Origin of the sequence: uncultured Thalassolituus sp., from assembly GCF_950066645.1 — a bacterium.
Taxonomy (GTDB): Bacteria; Pseudomonadota; Gammaproteobacteria; order Pseudomonadales; family Oceanobacteraceae; genus Thalassolituus.
This window is the reverse complement of record NZ_CATMFB010000016.1, coordinates 1-26,093: the sequence shown is the minus strand read 5'-3', so window position 1 is coordinate 26,093 and position 26,093 is coordinate 1. Positions and strand designations below refer to the sequence as shown.

The window sequence follows — 26,093 nt, the reverse complement described above, 5'->3', positions numbered from 1 at the left end:
CGTATGAGCAGCTACGAAGATGATGAAGACTTCATCAGCAAATCCGAACTGAAACGCGAAATGCACAGGTTTCAGGAGCTGGGTGAAAAACTGGCTGCCCTCTCTCCGGAAAAGTGGGCAACGATGCCCATGACGGAAACCCTGAAGAATGCACTGCAAGAGAGCCGTCGTGTGACCAAACATGAAGCACGCCGCCGTCACTTTCAGTACATCGGCAAAGTCATGCGCCATGAAGATGTTGACGCTCTCCAGGAAGCGCTCGACCTGCTTGACCCATCGAGCGAACTGTATGGCCGTCGTATCCGTCAACTGGAGCAGTGGCGTACGCGCTTAGTGGAAGACAGCAACGCACTGAACGACTTTATTGATGAGCACCCGGCAGTCGACCGCCAGCAACTCCGTAACCTGGTCCGTAACGCTCAGAAAGAAATGCAGCAGGAACCGCCAAAGCCCGGGAGCGGCTACAAAAAACTGTTCCAGTTCCTGAAGGAAGAAATTGCAGCAGCCAGTTAAGGCTGCTGCACCATCACTGTTCAGATCGCTGTTAATACTGCCCCAATTTCAGGCAAGTTCCTGCCAACCCCTCTCTAAACTTATCTTAAAAATACCTTTTTAAGCGATATTTTTATCTTGGCACAGGCGTTGCAAAAGTCCTGACATAGCCAACGGCGGCTTGCGTTTTTCAATCTGATTTATCCGACAACGGTGTCGTTACCTGCTGCAGAAGCACAGCGGGAGCGACGCCGTTTTTTGTTTCCGGAATTCTCTTCTGAGATTTCCACAACTTGAGCACAGAGGAAAACCCTATGGCCTATTTAATGCCTTCCGAGTTCGCTACCAAAATGGTAGATGCAGGTGCAGAAAAAATCTTTATGTCGAGCAAAGACACCCTGATCAGGGCGTTTATGGCAGGCGCGATTCTGGCACTGGCAGCAGCCTTCGCTATTACGGTGATGGTAAAAACCGGCTCACCCCTGGTAGGAGCACTCCTCTTCCCAGTCGGCTTTATCATGCTGTACCTGATGAAATTCGACCTGCTGACTGGTGTATTTACCCTCGTACCACTGGCTATCATTGATAAGCGTCCGGGATGTACTGTGCCTCAGATGCTGCGTAACTGGGGACTGGTTTTCATCGGTAACTTCGCTGGTGCCATCTCAGTCGCATTTATGATTTCTTTTATTCTGACCTATGGTTACAACACAGACGGCGGCGCTATTGCGGCAAAGGTATCCACCATTGGTGAATCACGTACCGTCGGCTACGCGGCTCACGGCGTTGATGGCTGGATCACCATTTTCATCCGCGGCATGCTGTGCAACTGGATGGTATCTATGGGTGTTGTCGGTGCCATGATTTCTACGTCTGCCACTGGCAAAATGGCGGCCATGTGGATGCCAATCATGCTCTTCTTCTTCATGGCATTCGAACACTCCATCGTTAACATGTTCCTGTTCCCATTCTCCATGATCATGGGTGGTGACTTCACCTTTATGGAATACATTATCTGGAACGAGCTTCCAACTGCACTAGGTAACCTGGTTGGTGGCTTTGTGTTTGTTGCACTGCCTCTCTACTACACTCACGTTCGCCAGAGTGCCGACCGTAAGCTGTAATCCGCTATAGTCTGGATCATCCAGATAACGCAGAATGACCTGCACCTCCCCATGGAGGTGCAGGTTTTTTAATTCAGGAGACGTTAATGGCTAGTCAGTTGAAGGTTTCAACAGGCCAATGCACCGATAAGGGAATCAAGCCCATTAACCAGGATTTTCATGGTGTCGAAATACCTGATCTTCCACTTCTCAATACCAAAGGCATTGCGATGGCACTGGCCGACGGAATCAGCAGCAGCACCGTCAGTCAGGAAGCGAGCGCCACCGCAGTACAGAGCTTTCTCAGTGACTACTACTGCACCTCAGAAGCATGGTCAGTAAAAACCTCAGGGCTTAAAGTTCTGGCGGCGACAAACTCCTGGCTGCACGCACAGGCCCGCCGCAACCTAAGAGCCTGGGACCCGAATAAAGGTTATGTCTGCACCTTCAGTGCTCTGGTGATTAAATCCCGCACGGCTCACCTTTTTCATGTCGGCGACAGCCGGATTTACCGCGTACAGGACGACGCTCTGGAGCTATTAACCAAGGACCACCGGTTCTACGCGTCTGAACACCAGAGTTACCTCACCCGCGCACTGGGCATGGATGACCAACTGGAAATTGATTATCGGGCACTTTCCCTGACCAGAGGTGACGTGTTTATTCTGGCGACCGACGGTATTTACGAATTTGTCAGTGAAGAGCATATCCTGGGCTTTCTGAGCGAGTTCAGTCGCGATCTGGATCAGGCCGCACTGGCCATTTTAAATCATGCCCGGTCCAACGGCAGTGATGACAACCTGACGCTGCAGATACTGCGCGTTGATCAGCTGCAATCACAGGATAAAGAGGACCTGCATCAGCAGCTAACAGAACTGCCCTTCCCGCCGGAACTGTCTGCCCGGACGGAATTTGATGGATACGATATTCTGCAGAAAATACACAGCAGCCCTCGCAGCCACGTCTTTCTTGCTCAGGACCGGGAAAGCGGCACCCGCGTTATTCTGAAAACACCCTCGGGGGAATTGCGCGACGACACAGGTTATCTTGAGCGGTTTCTGCTGGAGGAATGGATCGCGCGCAGAATCGACAACCCACACGTCGTGCGTCCGGGGCCAGCTCAGCGATCACGCAGTTATCTCTACACCACAACAGAATATATTGAGGGCCAGACTCTGAGTCAGTGGATGCGCGACAATCCCCGGCCGTCACTGGAAAAAGTACGCGGAATCATCGGCGAAATATCCAAAGGCTTACAAGCCTTTCACCGGCTGGAAATGCTGCATCAGGACCTGAAACCGGACAATATTCTGATCGGCGATGACGGTGTGATCCGGATCATCGACTTTGGATCAACACGGGTGGCGGGGATTACTGAAATTGATTCCCCGCTTGAGAGGCTGACTCTTCTGGGAACGGCTCAATATTCCGCTCCCGAATATTTTCTCGGCGAACAGGGCAGTACTGAGTCTGACGTGTATGCACTGGGGGCTATTGCTTATGAAATGCTGAGTGGAAAACTGCCGTATGGAATGGATGTCGCCCGGATAACGTCCACCAAAGACCGCAACAGGCTCCACTACACACCTCTGCACAGAACCGGGCGGTCCATTCCTGTCTGGGTAGATGAAGCGATCAGAAAAGCGACGCACCCCGTGCGTGCAAGGCGGTATCAGGAACCCGCAGAATTTGTCTACGAATTACGCCATCCAAACCCTGCCTACGTAACGCGCAACCGTCCCCCGATACTGGAACGCGACCCACTGACGGCCTGGAAAGCGAGCACGTTTATTCTTGCTGCACTCGTGCTGGTACTACTCTATGAGCGCTTCAGCGGCATCTGAGCACGAATATCGCGCAAGCTCTGAAGATCAGGAGTCGCCAACGCGAACCCGATCTCATCGGCACAACTCCCAAGCACACGCCCCCAGGGGTCAATAATCATGGAATGCCCCCAGGTGCGGCGTTTTTCGTCATGCCAGCCGCACTGATTGGCCGCGAGTACAAAGCACTGAGTTTCGATCGCACGGGCGCGCAACAGGATCTCCCAGTGCGCTTCACCTGTGGTATGAGTAAAGGCAGCCGGAACCACCAGTAGCTCCGCGCCTTGCTGGCGCAGAGCCTGAAACTGCTCAGGGAAACGCAGATCAAAACAGATACTGAGCCCTATCCGCCCGGCTGGCGTATCGACGACCACGAGATCCTCACCCGGCGCAAAGCGCTCGGATTCCCGGTAGCTGCCCTGGCTGTCAGCAACATCGACATCAAACAGGTGCACTTTATCGTAGCGGCTGACCAGGTCACCCTGACTGTTGAATACCAGAAGTGCGGAGCGCACCCGCGGGTCATCATCAGGGCAAGGCTGAGGCACCGCGCCCGCCAGTATCCAGATACCATATCGTGCGGCCAGGGCTGCGAACCATTCAGGGACAGTCCGGTCCGCCGCCAGCTGCGCATACTGAGCACCGTCCATCGTGAGGCACATCTCAGGGAGGACAACCAGCTCCGCACCGTCCTGTGCCGCCTGTTGCACCAGACGTTCAATCTGCGCTTTGTTCGCGGCGATATTATCCCGGCTGTTGGTCTGAATCACTGCCACTGTGCATAACATCAGTCATCCCCTCCCAGTCCGAAAATACTGAGTACGCGGTCCATAAAGCTCCGGCTGGTCTTACCATCTACCTTGTTATCGAAGGCCTTGTTCAGTTTTACCTCGGGCTCTTCCCAGGTACCGGTGATGTTGTAGCTGGCGCTGGTAAAACGCTCCAGCTCATCCCCTATCAGGCGTTCGGTGACATAGATTGAGGCCGCAACCGGGGGAGCAAAGCCCGCCAGTACCGCCACCAGCGGCAGAGTACTTGTCACAGGAAAAGTCACCGCCAGCTTCATATCCAGCTGACCGGTATTCAGGTCGGTCATTCCAGACGTCAGGAACTTACCACCCGGCCCATCCACCGTTACCGGCTCGCTCAGAGTGGCTACGCCATTCACGATCACCATTTTGCCCTTCATCGTATCGAAGGCCATACCCGAGCCCACCAGATCGGAGAAATCGAGCCGCAGGCGGCGGAATACCGAGTTAAAATTCAGCGCACCGAACGCTTTCATTGCGCCGGTGCCGTCAGCATTCACAGAACCGTTGCGCACGCGGAAACCCAACTCCCCATTCAGGGTCGCAGCGTTAAAACCGCCCGGTGACCCCATCCAGTTCATATTAATAGTGCCATCCAGTTCTTTACCGCTAATGATCGCCTGCTGGCGGAACGACTTCTGAATGTTTTCAATATCATTCGCACTGAACTGAAAATCCCGCAGACGGGTCGCGTGCTGACCTTCCCGCAACATCCAGTCGAGCGAGCCCTGCAGCTTCAGTCCTTTCATATCACTGTCGAGAATATCGACCGTCACCCCGCTGGCGACCGGTCGACTGGTGCCTTGCCAGCGTCCGAAGTTGCGGGTGCCGTAGTAAATTTCCTGAATGGTAAAGTCGATCGCAGAAATATCCGCTGGTACGAGATCCTGCAATGGGTCGTACACTGTAGAAGAACTTTCCTCTGACAGACCTTCGGGCTCTTCACTCTCCGGAATATGCACAAAGTCCATCAGCAATACGATGGGGTCGCTCTCTTCCGCACGAATCACAATGGTACCCCGCGCCAACTCGTTATTGAGTTGCATGGTCCATTCATTAAATTCCTGGCGCCCTGCCAGACGCGTCAACCCGACAGGCACATCCCAGGCATCAATGCCCTCAACGGTGATATCAACCGTCGAGACCGGATTGGTGTTTCCTAATGAGTTTGGCGGCAGGGATGGATCAAGACCGGAGGCCAGATCCCGGGCATCTGCTTCGTCAATCCATAGCATCATGTCATCCCAGACATCCCACCACTGGGAGGCATTCACGACAGCAGGAATATGGCCGCGGACCGAGATACCTGTGTCCGGGCCAACACCAGGCTCGTCGCCACCGAATACGACGTCTCCGCGCTCAACGCCGTTATCGCCCAATACCACACGTGTGCGCATCAGGCCGTCGTAGTTGATTGCTATTTCTGTGCTATCTCCCGGAGCCACCAGCGCAGTCATCGTCCGCTGCTCATCGGCGGATTTTCCCGCAGGCGCCGGCAAATCAATCACACTCCCCTGAAGATCTGATTCCACCAGCAGGTGCACCGGATCATCAAGGCGAGGATCGACAGATAAAGAAGCGTGGTAGTTCAGGGAGCCTGACACAGGGTTTAGTAAAAACAGGTCGGCCCACTGGCGGAACGACTGCCACTCTCCCTGCCCCTTGGCATCCGCCAGAATATGGAAGCTGTCTTCCACCTTTTCAGAACGCAACGACGCCGTCAGCGGGCCATCGAATATCCGCGCCCGGAGGGTTTCCGCACTGAGGCCCTTGTCGGTATCAAACACCAGCTGACCCGTCAGGTCACTGAAGGTCAGATCAATATCTGTCAGTGACAGCGAGGCGCCCTGCAACTGACTTGTCAGTGATACCTCAGGCGTCGCTTCGGAATCTCCCAGCAACATATCCAGCGTCAGATCCGTTTCTGCCGGACCGGACGCCTCCCACTCGTCCAGCGCATGGCTGACCATGTCAGCGAGAGGAGTCTCCTGCAGATACGCCAGACCTTCAGAGGTATCTCCAGCCAGCTGCCCATCAAGATGCAGCATGGTTCCACCCGCGGCTTCCCGAAGGCTGACGCGGGCGCCTCTGGCAGTGACAGATCCCCCAAGTGTTGTCGCGGTAGTCACCTCAACATCCAGATCAGGCGCATCCATAAACACGCGCCCGCTGACAGCAGAGACATCAGGCCACTCTTCAAGATACTTTACCCGGGTATTTTCCGCCTCAAGGTACAACTGCGTCGTCACACTGTTGGGCAGAGTACCGGAGCCAATATGCCCGTTGAGTACAAAACCAACATTGCTCAGATCACCCTCGGGCAGCCCCTGGTCAAGCCACTCATTAATGGCAGGGTCGAGGATATCCGGCACCAGATCCTGCTGCAGAACCACTGGCCCTTCATCGATGCCCAGCAACAGCGCAAAATGGTATTCCACATTACTGTCGCGTTTGGGAATACGGATCGCCAGATCTCCATGAACACGGGTGCCTTTCAGCCCGGCATCCAGGTCGTTAAGCCGCAGATCAAAAAACTCGGGACGGATCGCCCAGTAAAAACGCGCAGATGCCTGCTCCAGCTCCCAGACCGGCTGATATACCCCATCGATATGCATGGCCAGGGCATCGTCCTGAATATCTGCCACGCCTCCCTTAGGTTGCATGTGCAGACTGCCGTGAGCATCACGGAATGCCGGTATCCCCATGTAAGAGTCAGAGGTCAGTCCATTCACGGTCGCCCGTATATCAATCCCGGCGTCAGAGTCTGGTACCAGACTGATCCGGGCATCCCTCACCTGCCCGCGCAGATTCAGATGGGTAACGTAATGATTAAAGCGCTCAGGAAGCAGGTTATAGCTGAGGATATATTCGCTGATCTCGGCCAGATCCGCGCTCGGAAGACCGAACTGCCAGCTGCGTTCGCCATCCAGTTTGACTGAGCTGACCCGCAGCTCAGACACAGGCAGTGGCTGGGCAAACTCCGGGATGACACGCAGGTGCCAGTCGTCGTCTTCACGCTCGCCTGAAATCAGCAGACTGCCATCGGTAAGCGCCAGCGTGTGCTCTGGAGCCTGCAGGGTCATTTCCGGAACCTGCCCCCGCACATACAGTGATTTCAGATCGCCATCAGAAATAGATAGCCAGCCTTCCATACTGCCGCGCAGGGTATCTATCTTCAGCTCACGCGGCAGTTCGTCCGGAATCCAGCGTGTCCACTGCTGCTCATCGACGCGCAGGTAGACCTCTCCATCCTGCTCTCCCCAGGGCCAGAGGTCTCCTTTGAGTTCCGCGGCGACGTAGATGTCCGCCATTTCTTCGCGGCCCCACGAAACATCACCTTCCAGGGCGTGCTGATCACCACGGTTACGCCACAATACTTTGCGGACAAGAAGTGACTCGTCTTCGCCCTCACGGGCGTTAGATATATCCCAGTCGGTAAGCTCCACGGCCTGCTGCAGGCCCAGCCAGTTCAACCACTGCAGTGACCGCCCACGGGACTTTCCGCTATCGGTCGTACTGGTTTTACGCACCCCCGTCAGCGGCTCACTTCCCAGAAATACATTGCCCTGCTCATCCTGACTGAATGCAGCACTGACCTTCTGTATCTGAATACGCTTGAACACAGGGGTGAAATAGAAGGCCGAGGCGCTGAGATCCAGCTCGGCTTCGACCTTGCCAATGCGGATCTGCTCATCCGCAGGACCAATGCTGACGCCCTGAATACGAACAACAGGAGACAGAAGGTTCCAGTCTCCCTTCAGTTGACCAATGCTGACCGGCAGGCCCAGCTGACTGGTGAGGAGACTCTCCAGGCGTGGCTTCTGGGTTTCGATCATGGGGATCAGCTGGCGCCCAAGACTGGTATAGAAGGCAAGCAGCACCGTCGCTACTACCAGCGTTATCCATACCTGAGTCCAGATTGAGCGCAGCATCAGAGGCTCACCTTATTGAAGGATAATGTCGTACTGATCCTGAGTGTACTGGCTTTCCACCTGCAGTTTGATGGCTTTACCAATAAACGCTTCCAGATCAGCCATTCCGTGACTGTCTTCGTCCAGCAAGCGATCCACCACCTGCTGGCTGGCCAGAACCAGATAAGTACCGGCCTGATATGCACGCTCCTCGCGCAGGATCTCCCGGAAGATTTCATAGCAGGTGGTTTCTGGCGTCTTCACGACTCCACGCCCCTGACAGGCCTTGCAGGGCTCCATCAACATATGCTCGAGAGATTCCCGGGTACGCTTACGGGTCATCTCGACCAGCCCCAGCTCAGACACGCCACTGATCTTGGTCTTGGTGTGGTCTTTCTCCAGAACCTTCTCAAGCATACGCAGCACCTGACGCTGGTGCTCCGGATCAGCCATATCAATGAAATCCAGAATAATAATGCCGCCAAGATTTCGTAGCCGCACCTGACGACCGATCGCCGTCGCGGCCTCAAGGTTGGTCTTAAAGATGGTCTCTTCAAGATTCCTGCGCCCGACAAAGCCACCTGTGTTTACATCAATGGTTGTCATGGCTTCGGTCTGGTCGATCACCAGATAACCGCCTGACTTAAGGGGCACTTTGCGCTCCAGAGCCCGTTGAATTTCGTCTTCGGCACTGTAGAGCTCAAAGATCGGGCGGGGGCCCGGATAGTATTCGATTTTCTCAGCCACTTCCGGCACGTACTGCTGGCAGAAGTGCTCTATTTTCTGGAAGGTCTCGCGGGAATCGATCAGAAGTTTACTGGTCTCGGGGCGGGCCAGATCGCGGATCGTCCGCAGCGATAAAGGCAGCTCGTCGTAGACCAGGCTGGGCGCCTTGTTCTCTTTGATACGCTCTTCAAGTTTGCGCCACAGTCTGCGCAGGTAACGGGTATCGGCGACAATTTCTTCTTCTCCGACGCCCTCTGCGGCAGTTCGCAGGATAAACCCGGCTTCACCCGTCAGGCCTTCGCTCTCCATGCAGTCAGTCACCAGCTGCTTGAGGCGCTCGCGCTCGCCTTCTTCCTCAATTTTCTGAGAGATACCCACGTGCACGGAGCCCGGCATATACACCAGATAGCGTGACGGAATCGCCAATTGAGTCGTCAACCTTGCCCCTTTGGTACCAATGGGGTCTTTCGTGACCTGAACAACCAGGGATTTGCCTTCGTGCACCAGCTGATTAATCGGAGTATTCGCATCGCCTTTCCCGATCTCTGCGGCATGAATAAACGCCGCCCGCTCAAGGCCGATGTCGACAAAGGCAGCCTGCATGCCCGGCAGAACACGGACAACCTTGCCTTTGTAGATATTTCCAACCAGCCCACGGTGATTGGTGCGCTCGATAAAGATTTCCTGCAGCACACCATTTTCGACCACCGCCACACGCGTTTCGGTCGGTGTGACGTTCATTAATATTTCTGCGTTTACATTCATCAGCAACCGGCCTGCCAGACAGGCACTTCAAACTCGTTTAATAGTGCCGCAGTCTCGGTCAGCGGCAATCCCACCACACTACTGTAGCTACCCTCAATGGCAGCCACCAAAATGGCTCCCATCCCCTGAATTCCATAACTGCCCGCTTTATCGGCGGGCTCGCCGGTAGCGACATAACGACGGATCTCGTCATCCGACAACTCGCGGAAACGCACCTGAGTCGCGACACTCAGTACCCGGCTCTGCTTTCCGGAGACAAGAGCCACGGCACTGAGCACCTGATGGGTCGCCCCAGAGAGCTTCTTTAAGGTAGAAACCGCATCCGCGTCATTCTCTGGCTTACCTAATATGGCGTTCTGAAAGATCACGCTGGTATCAGACCCGAGCACCACCTCATCAGGATGCCGGGCGGCGACCGTCCGGGCTTTCTCCAGCGCCATGCGCTCAACGTAAGCAACCGCGGCCTCTCCGGCCAATGGCGTTTCATCAATATCGGCGGCATCAACCTCAAATCGGACACCGATCTGTTGCAGTAATTCCCGCCTGCGCGGTGACGACGATGCAAGAATCATCCGCGCTCCAGTCGTCTGAGGGTCCGGTAACCGACCACGTAAATCCAGGGCCAGAGTACGGCAGTGAACAGCGCTGGCATCACCAGCAATACCGGCCGGGCATCTTCACGTAAGACGGCAACCGCCCAGTAGTGAATAATCTGTTCGCCCATAATCATCACGAACAGCACCCCCGCCTGCTGCAGTACATTAAACAGGTACATCCGACGATACAGCAGCTGTAAGACGAAGATATGAAAAGCGACCAGAATGACATGCAGGCCTAACAGGGTTCCCTGCTCAACGTCCAGCATCAGGCCAACCGGCAAAGCCAGCCAGAGACCAAAGATATTCGGTGCGAACAGCACCATCGCTGTTACAACCAGCATCACCCACGCCGGCTGGAACAGATACAGCACATCAGGCAGAGGCAGGTGCTCAAGCACAAAAGCAACGAAGAGCATAATGAATACGTAAACGATCACCTGAAGTTTCATTGCCCCTCCTTCCATAATGCCACCGGCGGTACCCGCGCTGCTTTATCGGTAAACACCAGTAACAGGTGGCGACTGCGATCCAGTTTCGCCGTCGGCTCTGCCTTCACGGTGGCAAAGGACTGGCCCGGAACGTTTTCAACATGAGTGACTGTCGCGACCGGATACCCTTTTGGATATCGCCCACCCAATCCGGAGCTGACCAGCATGTCACCCTCGCGGATGTCTGCGGTATTCGGCACGTAAATCAGTTCGAGTTCGGTCAGCGAGCCGGTCCCCGTGGCGATGGCACGCACACCATTGCGATTTACCTGAACGGGGATCGCATGGTTAGTATCGGCGATCATAAGCACCCGGGACGAGAACGGCAGAACTTCAATCACCTGTCCGAGCAGACCGTGAGCATCCAGAATCGGCTGACCGATAAACACGCCGTCTGAGCCGCCTTTATCGATAAGAATCTGCTGAGTAAAGGGGTCTGGGTCTACCGCGGTGACCGACGTCACGAGCACTCTGTCGTCCACCTGATCAGAGGCAGAAAGAAGGTCGCGCAACTCCATATTCTCAGCCTCAAGTGAGGCCATACGCTGCGCTTTGCGTTCCAGAATAAAATTGCGGGCCGCCAACTGCTTGTTCTCTTTCAGAAGTTCACGTCGCAGACTGGCAGAATCACCGAGCCACTCGGCCACCGACAGAGGCACGACCGCAGCTTTCTGAGCAGGCGCCACCGCATAACCGATGACATAACGCACCGGCTTCAGCCAGTCGTACTGATCATCCGCCCACATCAGCAACATGGCCAGTACCACAATGACCGCCACGCGCTGTCCCTGTAACGGGTGCATCTGAAACTGCGATTTAATGGTCGTATCCCAACAATGATGAATAAAAGATCAACTATACCTGCTGACCTGCCCTGCGCAAAGCAACGTCAGGTGTAAAAGCGTCAGGCTCATTCCAACAAAAAAGGAGCCTTCCGGCTCCTTCTTTACGATCCAGTAGTTCGGCACCGGTCACTCCAGTGCGAGCATTTCCAGCTGCTGTTCGGTCGCTGTCTCAAGGAAGCGACCACCGCCACGCGCTACGCAGGTCAGCGGATCTTCTGCGACGATCACTGGCAAGCCAGTTTCTTCGCTCAGCAGTTTGTCGAGGTCACGCAACAACGCACCACCACCGGTCAATACCATACCGCGCTCAGCAACGTCAGAAGACAGCTCTGGTGGAGACTGTTCCAGCGCACCTTTCACGGCCTGGACAATCGCAGCCAGTGACTCCTGCAGCGCCTCAAGAACTTCGTTAGAGTTCAGCGTGAAGCTGCGCGGAATACCCTCAGCCAGGTTACGGCCACGCACGTCGATTTCACGCACTTCACCGCCAGGATAAGCGGTACCGATTTCCTGCTTGATGCGCTCTGCCGTGGCTTCACCAATCAGGCTGCCGTAATGCTTGCGCACATAAGCCACAATGGCTTCGTCAAAACGGTCACCACCAACTTTGACGGATTCTGCGTATACCACACCACTCAGAGAGATGATCGCAATCTCAGTAGTACCACCACCGATATCAACGACCATAGAACCGCGGGCTTCATCAACCGGCAGGCCTGCACCGATGGCTGCCGCCATAGGCTCATAAATAAGATACGCTTTGCTGGCGCCAGCATTGATCACTGAATCACGGATGGCCCGGCGCTCAACTTTGGTTGCCTGGAACGGCACACAGACCACCACGCGGGGGCTTGGTGGCATCAGGCTGCGCTCGTGCACCTGCTTGATGAAGTACTGCAGCATTTTCTCAGTGACTTCAAAATCAGCAATCACACCGTCTTTCAGAGGACGGATCGCCTGAATATTCCCCGGCGTCCTGCCAAGCATACGCTTAGCTTCGGCACCAACGGCCTGGACGGATTTTCCGTTTGGCTGAATGCGGATGGCCACCACAGACGGTTCGTTCAGTACAATTCCTTTGTCACGCATGTAGATCAGCGTGTTAGCAGTACCCAGGTCAATCGAAAGATCACTGGAGAACAGACCGCGAAGCTTTTTAAACATCCACCGAGTTCCCGTAAACAAAATATGGCAAAAAATTGCCGTAACTCTAGCAACGGCGGGGATTTAGGGCAAGGGACATTTATGTTAGGCTCGCCCACTTATATATAAGCTTGTATTCAATGGAGTAAGCCCATGGCTCTGGAACAGGATCAGGTACGCAAAATTGCCAGCCTGGCGCGCCTGCAACTCGATGAAAATCAGATCGCAGATTATCAGACCAACCTGAGTAATATTCTCGACCTGGTGGACCAACTGTCGGCCGTGGATACCTCCGGCATCGAACCGATGGCCCATCCACTCGACGCCGTTCAGCGTCTGCGTGCTGACGTTGTTACCGAAGAAAATCAGCGCGAACATTTCCAGAAAATCGCACCAGCCGTGGATCAGGGTCACTACCTTGTGCCACGCGTAGTGGAATAAGCGGCACCGAGTCAGGACACAGACATGCACAACAAAACCATTGCCGAAATCTCCCGCGATCTTGCATCGGGCGAGTACTCAAGTACCGAACTGACGACAGACCTGCTTAACCGCGTTAAGCAGCTCGATGGCGACATCAACAGCTTTATTACCGTCACTGACGAGCAGGCGCTGGCACAGGCCAAAGCCGCTGACGAACGTCGTGCTGCCGGAAATGCCGACGCCTGGACCGGCGTACCGATCGCGCATAAGGATATCTTCTGCACCAACGGCGTACTGACGACCTGTGGTTCAAAAATGCTGAGCAATTTTGAAGCACCTTACGACGCCACTGTGGTCAGTAAATTCAACGACGCAGGTGCGGTATCACTGGGCAAACTGAACATGGACGAATTCGCCATGGGCTCGTCCAACGAAAGCTCGTTCTTCGGCCCCGTGGCCAACCCATGGGATAAAGAGCGCGTACCGGGTGGTTCTTCCGGTGGCTCTGCCGCTGCCGTGGCCGCACGCCTGGTACCGGGCGCGACCGCGACCGACACCGGTGGTTCTATCCGTCAGCCGGCCGCTCTGTGTGGCGTCACTGGTCTGAAGCCGACCTACGGCCGCATTTCACGCTGGGGCATGATTGCCTACGCCTCCAGCCTCGACCAGGCAGGCACCATTACCCGTACGGCAGAAGATGCCGCGCTGATGATGAACGTCATGGCGGGCTTCGATCCGAAAGATTCAACCTCGGTTGATCGCGAAGTACCCGATTACACCAGCTCGCTCGACAACAGCATCGAAGGCATGACCATTGGTCTGCCAAAAGAGTACTTCCGCGACGACCTGTCTGCCGACATGCAGCAACAGGTGCGTAACGCCATCGCTGAGTACGAAAAAATGGGCGCGAAAGTGAAAGAAATTTCACTGCCGAATACTCACCTGGCGATTCCTGCTTACTACGTCATCGCGCCTTCCGAGTGTTCCGCCAACCTGTCCCGTATGGACGGTGTGCGTTTCGGTTACCGCTGTGAAGATCCGAAAGACGTTGAAGACCTCTACTGCCGCTCCCGTGGCGAAGGCTTCGGCAACGAAGTAAAACGCCGCATCATGATTGGTTCTTACGCTCTGTCTGCCGGCTTCTACGATGCCTATTACAAAAAAGCGCAGCAGGTTCGTCGCCTGATCCGCAACGATTTCACCAACGCCTTTAATGATGTTGATGTAATCATGGGGCCTGTGACCCCGACACCGGCATTTAAGCGCGGTGAGAAAACCTCCGATCCGGTAGAAATGTACCTTGAAGACATTTTCACCATCGCCCTCAACCTGGCAGGTCTGCCGGGCATGTCGGTGCCATGTGGTCAGGTGAACAATCTGCCTGTGGGTCTGCAACTGATCGGCAACTTCTTCGATGAAGGCCGCCTGCTCAACGCAGCGCATAAATTCCAGCAGGCAACTGACTGGCACCTGAAAACCCCGGCGGACATCTGAGGAGCAGCATAATGGAATGGGAAGTTGTTATCGGCCTTGAGATCCATGCTCAGCTGGCCACCAAATCGAAAATCTTTTCTGGCGCCTCCACCGCTTACGGTGCTGATGCCAACACTCAGGCCTGCGCGGTAGACCTCGGTCTGCCGGGCGTACTGCCTGTCTTTAATGAAGACGCTCTGCGCATGGCCGTGAAATTCGGCCTCGCGATTGATGCTGAAATTGGTCTGAAAAGCGTCTTCGACCGGAAAAACTATTTCTACCCGGATTCACCTAAAGGCTACCAGACGACCCAGCTGCATCATCCTATTGTGGGCATGGGCCACATCGAGATCGAACTTGATAACGGTGAAACCAAACGCATTAACGTCACCCGTGCGCACCTTGAAGAAGACGCCGGTAAATCAGTACACGAAGGGTTCGACGGCATGTCCGGTATCGACCTTAACCGTGCCGGTACGCCGCTGATTGAAATCGTATCTGAGCCAGAAATGCGCACCGCGAAAGAAGCCGCCGCGTACTTTAAAAAGATGCACAGCATCGTCACCTATCTGGGCATCTGTGACGGTGATCTGTCTCAGGGCTCCATGCGATGTGACTGTAACGTATCCCTGCGTCCAAAAGGCCAGGAAGAATTCGGTACCCGTACCGAGATCAAAAACGTCAACAGCTTCCGTAATGTAGAGCGCGCAATTAACGCCGAAATCGAGCGTCAGATGGATATCCTCGAAGACGGTGGCAAGATCCTGCAGGAAACCCGCCTGTACGATGCAGACAAAAACGAAACCCGTGCCATGCGCTCAAAAGAAGTAGAGAACGACTACCGCTACTTCCCATGTCCGGATCTGCTACCGGTCATTATTGATCAGGACTACGTAGACGCCGTAGCCGCCACACTGCCAGAACTGCCGAACGCCAAGCGCACGCGCTTTGAGTCTGAACATGGCCTGTCAGCCACCGACGCCGGTGTACTGGCGGCTAACCGCGAGCTGGCCGATTTCTTCGAAACCGCCGCCAAAGCCGCAAGCGACTACAAGCTGGCAGCTAACTGGGTTCAGGGCGACGTATCTGCCGCGCTTAACCGCCTCGAAATCAGCATCGGTGAACTGAGCATCACCGCTGAACAGCTCGGCCGCATCCTGCAGCTGATCAAAGACAGCACTCTCAACAACGGCGGCGCTAAAGAAGTCTTTAACGCGCTGATCGACGGCAAAGGTGATGATGTCGACGGGCTTGTCGACTCACTGGGCCTGAAACAGGTATCGGATACCGGCACGATTGAAGAAATCGTTGCCAAAGTACTGGCAGACAACCCGAAACTGGTCGAAGGCTACCTGGCCACTCCGGTTGAAAAACGCGGCAAAGCCATGGGGCCATTTATCGGCCTGACGCGTAAAGCTGCCGCTGGTGTAAACCCGCAAGTGGTGATGGAAGTGCTGAAGAAGAAGCTTGAGGAACTGGGCTGATTCTTAAGTAATAAAAACGGGAGCTACGGCTCCCGTTTTTGTTTTGGAAGGCTGTTTCTAAAATGGTAGTGTAGACAGCAACATCGCAGGAGTTTGGATATGGACATTCCCGAAAGCATCAAGAAAACACTGAACGAGTCAAATCTGACTAACCCATCAAAGCTTTATACTCCGTTTACTCTATTTGTAGTTTTTTTCTCGATCTATTTCAAAGCAGAGACCCTTGGCCAAATATTTCTTTCTAATGACTGGAAGACAATAGAGTTAGCACTCAAGAGCCTGTACGACCCGGGTCCATGGAGATGGTTTGCCTTCGCAGTGAAAGTGATATCCTACTCTTTAGGCATGCTCGCACTATATGGACTGGCGCAAGTCGCTGCAGTTTTGATTTGGAGCACCTCTAATTGGTTACACATCAGGATTGCAGCCATTTTTGAAAAACTAAGATATAAGAGCAATAAAGAATACGAAGAAATGGAGTCGAAATACATAGAATCCAAGGAAGTCATAAGGGGATTACACGAAAAGCTGAATAAGTTCAGGGACTGGACACCACAGGATTACGCAAAACTAGAAGAAAATTTCGAAGCGTTAACCAATATAAATGAAAAATTAAAGAAGGATAGTAATAATGAATCAGAAAGATCCAAACAATTACAAAGATCTTTTGATGACCTAACCCAAAAAAGTAAAACCAAAATAGCGAAGTTAGAATCTGAAATCGAAAGACTTTCCGGATTCGAGAACAATGAAGAGTTTATTAATGCTCTAATAGAACGAGTACATCAAATAAGAAATGGCAACAGCTATATTGATTCACACAAGGTAATAGAACTAATCGAAGGTATTCTCCAGCAAGAAAATGAATTTCATGTCATACCATTATCAGAAGATTATAAAGCTTGCGGCCAACTTTCCGCCATACTGACAAGCATAGATTCCGTTAAGGTATGCATGACCGATAATGGGCTAGCCATGGACGTAAACACCAATAAAAATACAATAAATTACCTCAGACACTATCTTGAAAAATGAACTCAGGCCTATAAACTTCAGAAGTAATAAAATGTCGATCTTAAAATAAAAATATTGCAATCAGTATTTCTTAAAGTGAATCCCGTGTTTCGATTATAAAATTAAGACTTCACCCATTCTCGAAGTTATTACTCTTTCACAACATTACATGGAATTTCTATGTAGAACACTTCCATACAAAAGGACAAGAAGAATGATCGAGGAATACCCTTTTCTTACGCTTAGCCCTGCAAAGATAGGATCCAGTGTGGTATCCATAAACTATTCCTTCAGGATAACGCCTGCAACGCCAGAAAAAATTTCCGAGAAAAGACCGAAATAGACTCAACCACAAACTGTACCAGCTATCTATCAAGAACCAGCAGCCAGACTCTCACGCACCCACTTGTGATACTCCAGAATATCCATCACTGCGATATTCCCTGCGGAGTATTCTCCGCCCTGAAACAGAGGCTTCGTGAACCCAAAGCATTCGTTAGCGGTCAGGGTCATGCCCGCCTCTGACAATGCGGTCTGAGCATCCAGGTGGTACCACTCGTCGCCGAGGGCGAAATCGACCGGTGGCAAACCGAACTCGTTGATCTCTTCGGTAACGTTCTGCACACCGCCGTCGGTGACAGACACCATCACAAACTCACCGTCTGGCAGCTCAAAGAAGGCATCGCCCATGGGCGTGATATCGAGCAGTCTGGCATCAGCCGGAAGATCCCAAAGGGTTTTAATGCCATCGGCAGTAGCGGTATCGAAGTCGACTTTGAATTTCATATGGGTTCCAGTGGCATCGTGTTCATTGACTAACACGGTCTATTCTACCGGGTTTTGGTCGTAGAGCATGCCTTTACTCTCTACCGTCATTCCCACGAAAGTGGAAATCCAGCGTATTGTCTTTTAGTTCGCCGCCTTCGCGGGGATGACAGGCCGTCCGCATGCTCAGAACGCCTCCTGTTGTGAGTACTCACTATCAAGCACCAAAGTGATTGTTATCCTGCAGTAAATTGATATTCTCGAAGTTGTCAGATAACACTTTAAAGAGAAGCTCTGAACAGGATGTTTCCAGTGAACTACACCGCTTCGAAAAAAGACGATGCCAAATAATTACAGGTCTGCAATCAGAGGCTGTTTCAATGAGGACTTACGCCGCTGGCTAACGATTGGGCGTGATCTTTCGCCTGTCGCTATGGGGCTGCTGTTTGCTATTGCACTTCTGGCATATCAATTTTCAGAAACGCCCGCCAGGTCTGAAGCCCGAACGACCGTCATGAGCCTACAGGTTATTCTGGCGGGATGGTTACTTCTGCTTTTAAAATTCAGAGTCACATTAAATACCGGCGTCTGGTCGATCGCCGGTGCTCTATGGCTGATACTATCCAGCGTAGCCATTTTCCTGAGCGATCACCCATATGCCGGAATCTACCGACAGAATGAAATTATCATCACTGTTATAAACGCCTGGCTATTTTGCTCTTACTTCTCAAAATCCAACAGAGGCTTGGTCGCTTTCACGGCATCTTATCTGGTAGCGATCAACATCACATGGTTGTTGCTTCTGATTAAATTCCTCACTCCAGAGTCGTTGAGTCAGATAGACTGGATGGACGGCGCTGGGATTTACACCAATATCCGCCACATGGGAGACACGGCTGCCGCGGCTGCGGTTATAAGTGCATATTTCATTTCCAGAAGAAGTATCCTGAGCCGCACTTATGGACTGATCTCGCTCTATGCATCGCTCGTAACATTGTTGTTTGCGGCGGGTCGCACTTCTACCTGTTGCGCATTACTGGGCGTAGTTACTCTCATGTGGCTACACAGGAACCAACACGGTTATGTGACAACTATCGTTTTTACGGTGGCCCTGAGTGTCTATACTGCAATATCGATGACACCAGACACCGAAATGGATGGTTGGGAAGGCATCTGGCGGTTTCTTGGATCTACCATTTCTTATCAAGGCAACGACTTCACCAGTGGACGGTCAGATATCTGGATTGCCGTACTGGAGCAGATGAAGACCCAACCCTGGTTTGGTGGTGGCCCAGATTCCTACTATTACATGAGCCCTTTCCCTTTTGGGCAAGCCCCACACAACACACTCCTGGAATTTGCTCTGAACTGGGGGTGGCCAGCCGCTACCATCGCCGTAGCCTGGCTAATCTGGATGGGCGTCAGAGGACTCTGCTTAATTATAGATAACGGATTGAAAGGGAAGGATCATCTGTCAATTTACTGGGTAATGGCCTTTGGCATCTTTTTTATCCAAAGCATGCTGTCTACCACTCTCCATGAGCCATCTTCGTTGTTTCTGTTCATCCCGATGCTGGCCATAGCCATATCAGCAACAAAAAAGAAATCGAACGAATACAGTCAGACCTCGCCGTTACTTACCGTACTGATAGTTATATTTCTCTCGTTTGCATACCTCGTAAACTCTCAATATGAGACCACTAACAATTTCAATCGAAAGGTCCTTAGCAATCAGGAAGTAACCGCACAAGAACTACTATGGGTAAAAGAACACCCGTATCAGCTTGAAGGGATATGGCAGCTCATATACAAGCATCGTCTTGACGAGAGCGTAGCCTACGAACTTTCTATTGAACTACAGTCAAAAATTGAAAAACGATCCGCTGAAATCCTGGCATGGCAGTCAGCATATTGGCGGAAACATGGCGATTCAGCAAAGGCAGATGAACTTCTCGATATGGCAATAGCAAAGCGACGTATCCTTAAAGGGCGCTTTCACCTTAAATCTATCTGTTCTATTGCAGGAGTCATAGAATGGTACGAACAATGCGCTGACGCCAGGGATCTGTCGAGGCAGTTAGCCGAAAAATACCGAATGGCCCGAAAGCTGGAGCCATAATCTTTATATGGATATATGTTGATGTCACTAAGACCTGCTTTAGCCCTGATTTTACTCGCACAGGTACCACTAACTCATTCGGACGAAACCGAAGCGGGCCCAGAATTCGGACGTGCCGGCCTGTTTGCTCACTACATGATTCTCAGCGAATCCAAAGCACGGGAAGAAGGACTGGAGCAAGGCCTGGTCTCTATCGGATTTGATGCAACACGCGTTCTCACCATGGGAAAGTCATTCGACATTGCCTTCAGCATGAGACCGTCCCTGGTGTCTGGCTCCGACCGTTATGACAACAGCATTCAGGGATGGCTACTGAACATCGAAAGCAGTCTGACCTACCATATTAATAACACTATCGGCATTTCGTATGGGATCGGGACCAATCTGATCAATATTTCACGCCCTCAGAATCAGTGCTCAACATGTGAAAATGACAATACCAGTAGCAAGTTTGACTTGTCCGGTGCATCTTATTTAACTACGGGTGTTCTATTCAGTTCGAAGGAGGACTTCCCGATGTTCGCTATTAATTACAGAAGAGTGCGAAGCAATGATTACGGGAATTACCTGTCTCTCCATCTACTTTACTCTTTCTGAAATGAAGAGCTCATAACCATGGCATCTGCACTTTCACTCATTTCCGCTGGCGTTTTTTTCCTTTTCGGCCTGCTCACCGGCGTGATCAAATATCAACAGATCATGGTGTCACCACAGGGTCGGGCGCATATTTATATTGATATCTGCCACCGGGCTTCACTCATGTATGCCTTTGCCTGCATATTGATCTATCAATTCGTACTGATCAGTCAGCTGTCTGACTGGCTGGAAATGCTGTCAGTGATTCTTCTCGTTGGCTATTTTGCCACTGCAGTAATCAGTTACTTCGTGCACGGAATTAAACAGGATACCCGCAATCAATTGCGGCTGGCTGACGGCGAGAAAGCGGGCTTCATCCACAAGTCGATTCCCGTGTATATGTGGACGCTGATCGCCGCAGAGATCGGTGGATTTCTGGTGCTGTTTTACGGAGTAATTATCGAGTTAGTTTGATGCGTAGGCTGGCGGCGAAGGTGCTCGCCGTTAATTCCTGCGGAATTAAACGCCTCCTACATGGCGCCCCAACAATGATGGTTCCCCGCATTCGCGAGGATGACGGGTTTTTATCCACAGTCACGAGTACAGATAAGGCTCCTGGGCGTGCCTTCAATCTGTCATTCCCACGAACGCGGGAACCCAGCGAGTGTGTTCAGTGCAGCCCTGAAACGGCTAGCTGCCATCATTGCTCTGCTTTTCAGCCCACTCTTTGAGCAAATTGGCGTTCCGGATATTCGCTTTAAAGCCAATATCAAACAGATCGCCAATCAGGGGAATACTGCCAATCACAGTATCAATCACAATATTCAGAAACATCCGTATCATCAGCTCGCGACCAACTTTCATGCGCTTTGCTTCAAACAATGGATACAGGGCAAGAACAAAAGATACAGCGTCGCCAACCCCGGGAAGAAGGCCAATCAGTCCATCCACACCTACCGTAAAAGGTGTAAAAGGTACCCTGAACCGAGCATCCATCAGGCGGGCATAGTTCTCAACGCGCCGAAGAGTGCCGAAAAAATCCGGACTAGCCTCCACTTCTTTGGCTCTCATACCATTGAGCAAGGGACTCAACACCTCTATACATCAGCGCTTTTTGATACAACGAAACACAGATTACAGCATTGAACATACAGCCAATCCACTCCAATGACCGAGACACAGTCTCTACAACATCATCATCAACGCCGAGCTTAGTGAGCACAAAACCGAGGGCGATGCCGCCGAGGAAGGCACTTCCCCACAAAATCATTATTAGTAAAAAGAACTTTGGATATGTGCCTTTAAATGCTACGACACTATTGCCAACAGCCTCAATGGGACCCGCCCTCTCAGACAAAACCAGCACAGGGACGAGAACTGAAGCAGCCATAATCAACAAGCCAGGGATAAAAAAGAGTAAGAATCCGAAACTAGCTATCAAGCTGACTAATGTATAGGCAAATATAAAGGTGATACAACGACCAAAAGACAAGTGGCTTTGTATGCCTGAAGCCACAAGTAGATAGTGCACGAGAATCAAAAGGAACACAGAAGAGATAATCAGCTCGACTGCAGCTAGTCCGTAGTGATTTCCAGGGAAATAATATCGACCCACCTCCAGTAACACGATAAAAGGCAGGATGATGAGAAACCGTGCTAACAAGCCCGATAAGCCATCCGATAGCATGCGAAAAAAGTCTCTGAGTGAGGCAACTACTTCCATTGGCCATTCCTTGTATGAAAAAACCGCCCTTAGGCGGTTCTTTTATTTCACGACTTTCAGTGATGGCCGGGGGCCAGCGGGCTTTTCAGCCGGTGCTTTTTTCACTGACTTAGGCGGCGGAGGTGTATCATCCGGGTTAGGGGCACCCGCCTCAGAACCGAACACCATGCCCTGACCATTCTCTTTGGCGTATATCGCAAGGATAGCGACCAAAGGGACATAGACATCCATCGGAACGCCGCCAAAACGTGCATTAAATGACAGCCCATCCTGGTTCATTAACAGATCACGAACTGCAGAAGGGCTGATATTCAGCACGATCTGACCGTTATTCACGTAATCCTGTGGAACCTGTACGCCTGGCAGACCGGCATCAACGAGCACGTAGGGCGTGCAGTCATTGTCGAGTATCCATTCGTTCAGCGCCCGCATCAGATACGGGCGGCTGGGTGTCATTTTATCAGCCATCAGTCGCGCATCTCGCGCTCTGCTTCGGACAGAGAAGCCTGGAAGCTTTCACGATCAAACAGTCGCTCCATGTACTGAGTCAGTGGCTTGCACTGCTTCTCTGGCAGTTCAATGCCCAGTACTGGCAGACGCCACAGAATCGGAGCAACGCAGCAGTCAACGATAGAGAATTCTTCGCTCATGAAAAATGGCATTTCAGTAAAGATAGGCGCAGTTGCAACCAGGCTGTCGGTCAGCTCCTTACGCGCTTTTTCTGCTTCTTTAACTTTGCCTGACATGATGGTTTCTACCAGACCGCACCAGTCTTTTTCGATACGGTGCATCCACAGACGACTCTGCGCACGGGCAACCGGGTACACTGGGAGCAGTGGCGGGTGCGGGAAACGCTCGTCGAGGTATTCCATCATAATATTTGGTTCATACAGAACCAGCTCACGGTCAACCAGGGTTGGCAGTGAGTTGTATGGGTTCAGATCAGCCAGTTCCTCTGGCATGTTGTCCGGGTCAATATCGTGGATATCAACAGTGACGCCTTTCTCAGCGAGAACGATACGGACGCGGTGGCTGTAATGATCAGCAGCGTCGGACAAAAACGTCATGGAAGAGCGCTTGGCTACAACTCCCATAGTTTCCTCTCTTAGTGAATTCAGAATCTTTTAGGCAAACCCGAAAAACGAATACAGCCCGACCGCTTTCACACGGCCGGGCTATGCTTCTGACGCGTAAGAAATTTCTTACTTAACGTCGCGCCAGAATTCTTTGTTCAGGAAGTATACAGGAACAAAGAAGATCGCCAGGAACAGGAGTACCCACCAACCCAGGCGCTCACGCTCCAGGGCAATAGGCTCTGCCATGTAAACCATAAAGTTCACCAGGTCGAATACCAGCTTGTCGTATTCTTCAACAGACAGCTGACCTTCTTCTTCGATGTACAGTACATCGTGGTGTTCTTCCAGGATTTCCTGACCAGTCAGGGTATCAAAACCAACCGCAACCTGAGCAGTGCCTTTAACCTGAAGGCCCTGAAGGCCAGCCAGAACGTGTGGCATACCAACGTCTTTGAACACAACGTTGTTTACGCCCCATGGACGGCTGTTATCTTCGTAGAAGCTACGCAGGTAGGTATACAGCCAGTCTGGACGGCGTACACGAGCAACCAGCGTCAGATCCGGAGGCGTTGCACCAAACCAACGCTTAGAGTCAGTCTGATCCATCGCGATGGTCATCAGGTCACCGAACTTCTTATCGGCAAACACCAGATTTTCCATCATCATTTCTTCAGGAATACCAAGGTCTTTCGCTACGCGGTTGTAACGGGCGTGCTCCATTGAGTGACAGCCCATACAGTAGTTAGCGAAGGTCTGAGCACCACGCTGCAGCGACGCAGTGTCACGCAGGTCAGTCAGGTGCTCGTCCAGGTGTACATTGCCGCCAGCTGCCAGTGCTACCGCTGGGAAGAAGGCAGCAACCAGTGCAAATATCTTTTTCATGCCCAATGTCATCTTAGTGGCCTCCGGTTACGCGCTCAGGAACTGGCTTGGTTTTCTCGATCATCGGAGAGATGACGAGGAATGCAAACCAACCGAAGTAGATCACAGATGCGATCTGAGCAATCAACGTCAGCAGTTCTGTAGCAGGCTGAGTGCCCAGCCAGGTTAACAGTGCAAAGTTGAAGCCGAAGATCACGATATAGATCTTGCTTGGCAGACCTTTGTAGCGCCAGCTACGTACTGGGCTACGATCCAGCCAAGGCAGTACGAACAGTACAGCGATAGCAGCACCCATGGCGATTACACCCAGAAGCTTATCCGGAACCGCACGCAGAATGGCGTAGAACGCACCGAAGTACCATACAGGAGCAATGTGCTCTGGCGTCTTCAGACCGTTCGCAGGTTCGAAGTTAGCGTATTCCAGCATGAAGCCGTTACCTTCCGGGAAGAAGAACAGCACAGTACAGAACACCATCAGGAAGACCACAATACCCACCAGATCGTGCACGGTGTAGTAAGGGTGGAACGGGATGCCATCAAGTGGCTTGCCGTTTTCGTCTTTGTGTTTCTTGATATCAACGCCATCTGGGTTGTTAGAACCTACTTCGTGCAGCGCCAGCAGGTGCATAACAACGAGGGCAACAATCACCAGAGGTACAGCAACTACGTGCAGTGCAAAGAAGCGGTTCAGGGTAGCGCCTGAAATCAGGAAGTCACCACGGATCCACTCAGTCAGCAGGTCGCCATATGGCATAACAGAGAACAGGGAAATAATTACCTGCGCACCCCAGTAGGACATCTGGCCCCATGGCAGTACGTAACCCATGAAGGCTTCCGCCATCAGAGCCAGGTAAATCAGCATACCAAAGATCCAGATCAGCTCACGTGGCTTCTGGTAGGATCCGTACAGGATCGCACGCATCATGTGCAGGTATACCGCAACAAAGAAGAAGGTCGCGCCGGTGGAGTGCATGTAGCGGATCAGCCAGCCCCACTCAACGTCACGCATGATGTATTCAACAGACGCGAAGGCAGCTTCAGCGCTAGGTGTGAACTGCATGGTCAGCCAGATACCAGTCAGAATCTGGTTTACCAGCATGAGCATGGACAGTACGCCGAAGAAGTACCAGAAGTTGAAGTTCTTCGGAGCATAGTACTTAGACATATGCTTTTCATAGGTCTGGGTTACCGGCAGGCGGTCATCGATCCAGGCCATGATTTTGTTAGTGTTCTGACTCATTATGCATTCTCCTCATCAACACCAACGACAACAACGTTCTCACCCTCGTAGGAGTATGGAGGAACAATCAGGTTGTCAGACGCAGGAGAGCCGTTGAAAACACGGCCGGACAGGTCGAAACGTGAACCGTGACATGGGCAGAACCAACCACCCTGCCAGTTCGGGTCGAACGGCTCAGGTTTTACTTCAGGGAAGTACTTCGGTGCACAACCGAGGTGCGTACAAACACCCAGCAGTACGATCACATCAGATTTGCGGGAGCGGTACAGGTTGTCAGCATACTCAGGCTGCTGAGCTTTGTTACCGTTCTCTGGATCTTTCAGACGACCAGCCAGAGTTTCGAGATTCTTAAGGGTCTCTTCTGTACGACGGGCAACGTACACAGGCTTGCCACGCCATTCTGCAGTCAGCATCGCACCAGGCTCGATCTTGCTGATATCTACCTTCGCTGGTGCACCTGCAGCCTTCGCTTTCTCACTGGGCATCCAGGACTTAACGAAGGGGACTGCGAGGAAGCCAGCACCGACAGCACCGACACCGGCAGTCGCGCCGACCAGCAGAGTACGCCGGGCCTTATTCACGCCGTCTTGACTCATTACCATCTTCTCCCATCA

The 26,093-nt window shown here is 52.4% G+C and carries 25 protein-coding genes; 10 read left to right on the top strand and 15 right to left on the bottom strand.

Annotation, left to right across the window (positions count from 1 at the left end):
- Positions 1–3 precede the first annotated feature (3 nt).
- From yjgA to Q1L85_RS13955, 3 genes are all read left to right on the top strand, one after another.
- On the top strand, positions 4–513 hold the full coding sequence (yjgA, locus tag Q1L85_RS13965; protein ID WP_300426271.1) for a ribosome biogenesis factor YjgA: 510 nt from the start codon (positions 4–6) through the stop codon (positions 511–513).
- Positions 514–806: 293 nt separating this feature from the next.
- Positions 807–1,616: a formate/nitrite transporter family protein gene (locus Q1L85_RS13960; RefSeq protein WP_300426273.1), complete on the top strand. Its 810-nt coding sequence runs from the start codon at positions 807–809 to the stop codon at positions 1,614–1,616.
- A gap of 86 nt (positions 1,617–1,702) precedes the next feature.
- Entirely contained in the window at positions 1,703–3,439 is a 1,737-nt protein-coding gene (locus tag Q1L85_RS13955; RefSeq protein ID WP_300426275.1) for a bifunctional protein-serine/threonine kinase/phosphatase, read from the top strand.
- Here Q1L85_RS13955 and Q1L85_RS13950 read toward each other — a convergent pair.
- From Q1L85_RS13950 to Q1L85_RS13920, 7 genes are all read right to left on the bottom strand, one after another.
- Positions 3,415–4,206: a carbon-nitrogen hydrolase family protein gene (locus Q1L85_RS13950; protein WP_300426277.1), complete on the bottom strand. Its 792-nt coding sequence runs from the start codon at positions 4,204–4,206 to the stop codon at positions 3,415–3,417. The genes Q1L85_RS13955 and Q1L85_RS13950 overlap by 25 nt on opposite strands.
- Entirely contained in the window at positions 4,206–8,159 is a 3,954-nt protein-coding gene (locus Q1L85_RS13945) for a YhdP family protein (protein WP_300426278.1), read from the bottom strand. The genes Q1L85_RS13950 and Q1L85_RS13945 overlap by 1 nt, the downstream gene beginning before the upstream one ends.
- A 12-nt stretch (positions 8,160–8,171) precedes the next feature.
- The gene (gene rng / locus Q1L85_RS13940; RefSeq protein WP_300433439.1) at positions 8,172–9,629 is read right to left on the bottom strand and encodes a ribonuclease G; all 1,458 of its coding nucleotides are present in this window, start codon (positions 9,627–9,629) and stop codon (positions 8,172–8,174) included.
- On the bottom strand, positions 9,629–10,201 hold the full coding sequence (locus Q1L85_RS13935; RefSeq protein WP_300426280.1) for a Maf family protein: 573 nt from the start codon (positions 10,199–10,201) through the stop codon (positions 9,629–9,631). Before Q1L85_RS13935 ends, rng begins: the two co-directional genes overlap by 1 nt.
- On the bottom strand, positions 10,198–10,677 hold the full coding sequence (gene mreD / locus Q1L85_RS13930) for a rod shape-determining protein MreD (protein ID WP_300426281.1): 480 nt from the start codon (positions 10,675–10,677) through the stop codon (positions 10,198–10,200). Before mreD ends, Q1L85_RS13935 begins: the two co-directional genes overlap by 4 nt.
- The gene (mreC, locus tag Q1L85_RS13925; RefSeq protein WP_300433438.1) at positions 10,674–11,495 is read right to left on the bottom strand and encodes a rod shape-determining protein MreC; all 822 of its coding nucleotides are present in this window, start codon (positions 11,493–11,495) and stop codon (positions 10,674–10,676) included. Before mreC ends, mreD begins: the two co-directional genes overlap by 4 nt.
- Before the next feature lie 192 nt (positions 11,496–11,687).
- Complete coding sequence (locus Q1L85_RS13920; protein ID WP_300426283.1) at positions 11,688–12,725, bottom strand: rod shape-determining protein; 1,038 nt, start codon at positions 12,723–12,725, stop codon at positions 11,688–11,690.
- 132 nt (positions 12,726–12,857) lie between these two features.
- Between Q1L85_RS13920 and gatC the strand changes: the two genes are divergently transcribed.
- The 4 genes from gatC to Q1L85_RS13900 all read left to right on the top strand — a co-directional run bounded on the left by gatC (position 12,858) and on the right by Q1L85_RS13900 (position 17,119).
- Positions 12,858–13,145, top strand: a complete 288-nt coding sequence (gene gatC, locus Q1L85_RS13915; RefSeq protein WP_300426284.1) for an Asp-tRNA(Asn)/Glu-tRNA(Gln) amidotransferase subunit GatC — start codon at positions 12,858–12,860, stop codon at positions 13,143–13,145.
- 24 nt (positions 13,146–13,169) lie between these two features.
- Positions 13,170–14,621 (top strand): Asp-tRNA(Asn)/Glu-tRNA(Gln) amidotransferase subunit GatA, encoded by a 1,452-nt coding sequence (gene gatA, locus Q1L85_RS13910; RefSeq protein WP_300426285.1) that lies wholly within the window; start codon positions 13,170–13,172, stop codon positions 14,619–14,621.
- 11 nt (positions 14,622–14,632) lie between these two features.
- Entirely contained in the window at positions 14,633–16,084 is a 1,452-nt protein-coding gene (gene gatB, locus Q1L85_RS13905) for an Asp-tRNA(Asn)/Glu-tRNA(Gln) amidotransferase subunit GatB (RefSeq protein ID WP_300426286.1), read from the top strand.
- Between the two features lie 99 nt (positions 16,085–16,183).
- On the top strand, positions 16,184–17,119 hold the full coding sequence (locus Q1L85_RS13900; protein ID WP_300426288.1) for a hypothetical protein: 936 nt from the start codon (positions 16,184–16,186) through the stop codon (positions 17,117–17,119).
- A 351-nt stretch (positions 17,120–17,470) separates the two neighbouring features.
- On the opposite strand, the gene Q1L85_RS13895 is transcribed toward Q1L85_RS13900, so the two are convergent.
- Entirely contained in the window at positions 17,471–17,884 is a 414-nt protein-coding gene (locus tag Q1L85_RS13895; RefSeq protein WP_300426289.1) for a T6SS immunity protein Tdi1 domain-containing protein, read from the bottom strand.
- 319 nt (positions 17,885–18,203) lie between these two features.
- Here Q1L85_RS13895 and Q1L85_RS13890 point away from each other — a divergent pair, with 319 nt between their 5' ends.
- The 3 genes from Q1L85_RS13890 to Q1L85_RS13880 are packed head-to-tail and all read left to right on the top strand — an operon-like array spanning position 18,204 to position 21,032.
- Complete coding sequence (locus Q1L85_RS13890; protein ID WP_300426291.1) at positions 18,204–19,982, top strand: O-antigen ligase; 1,779 nt, start codon at positions 18,204–18,206, stop codon at positions 19,980–19,982.
- Positions 19,983–20,003: 21 nt separating this feature from the next.
- A complete protein-coding gene (locus tag Q1L85_RS13885; RefSeq protein WP_300426292.1) occupies positions 20,004–20,579 on the top strand; it encodes a hypothetical protein in 576 nt (191 codons plus the stop codon).
- An 18-nt stretch (positions 20,580–20,597) separates the two neighbouring features.
- On the top strand, positions 20,598–21,032 hold the full coding sequence (locus Q1L85_RS13880) for a hypothetical protein (protein ID WP_300426293.1): 435 nt from the start codon (positions 20,598–20,600) through the stop codon (positions 21,030–21,032).
- Between the two features lie 216 nt (positions 21,033–21,248).
- On the opposite strand, the gene Q1L85_RS13875 is transcribed toward Q1L85_RS13880, so the two are convergent.
- The 7 genes from Q1L85_RS13875 to petA all read right to left on the bottom strand — a co-directional run bounded on the left by Q1L85_RS13875 (position 21,249) and on the right by petA (position 26,075).
- Positions 21,249–21,629: a DUF4112 domain-containing protein gene (locus Q1L85_RS13875; protein WP_300433458.1), complete on the bottom strand. Its 381-nt coding sequence runs from the start codon at positions 21,627–21,629 to the stop codon at positions 21,249–21,251.
- The gene (locus Q1L85_RS13870) at positions 21,604–22,281 is read right to left on the bottom strand and encodes a hypothetical protein (protein WP_300426295.1); all 678 of its coding nucleotides are present in this window, start codon (positions 22,279–22,281) and stop codon (positions 21,604–21,606) included. Before Q1L85_RS13870 ends, Q1L85_RS13875 begins: the two co-directional genes overlap by 26 nt.
- Before the next feature lie 42 nt (positions 22,282–22,323).
- Complete coding sequence (locus Q1L85_RS13865) at positions 22,324–22,737, bottom strand: ClpXP protease specificity-enhancing factor (RefSeq protein ID WP_300426303.1); 414 nt, start codon at positions 22,735–22,737, stop codon at positions 22,324–22,326.
- An 11-nt stretch (positions 22,738–22,748) separates the two neighbouring features.
- Positions 22,749–23,375 (bottom strand): stringent starvation protein SspA, encoded by a 627-nt coding sequence (sspA, locus tag Q1L85_RS13860; protein WP_300426296.1) that lies wholly within the window; start codon positions 23,373–23,375, stop codon positions 22,749–22,751.
- Positions 23,376–23,483: 108 nt separating this feature from the next.
- Positions 23,484–24,239 (bottom strand): cytochrome c1, encoded by a 756-nt coding sequence (locus Q1L85_RS13855; protein ID WP_300426297.1) that lies wholly within the window; start codon positions 24,237–24,239, stop codon positions 23,484–23,486.
- A 13-nt stretch (positions 24,240–24,252) separates the two neighbouring features.
- The gene (locus Q1L85_RS13850) at positions 24,253–25,479 is read right to left on the bottom strand and encodes a cytochrome b N-terminal domain-containing protein (RefSeq protein ID WP_300426298.1); all 1,227 of its coding nucleotides are present in this window, start codon (positions 25,477–25,479) and stop codon (positions 24,253–24,255) included.
- On the bottom strand, positions 25,479–26,075 hold the full coding sequence (petA, locus tag Q1L85_RS13845; RefSeq protein WP_300433437.1) for a ubiquinol-cytochrome c reductase iron-sulfur subunit: 597 nt from the start codon (positions 26,073–26,075) through the stop codon (positions 25,479–25,481). Before petA ends, Q1L85_RS13850 begins: the two co-directional genes overlap by 1 nt.
- Positions 26,076–26,093 lie beyond the last annotated feature (18 nt).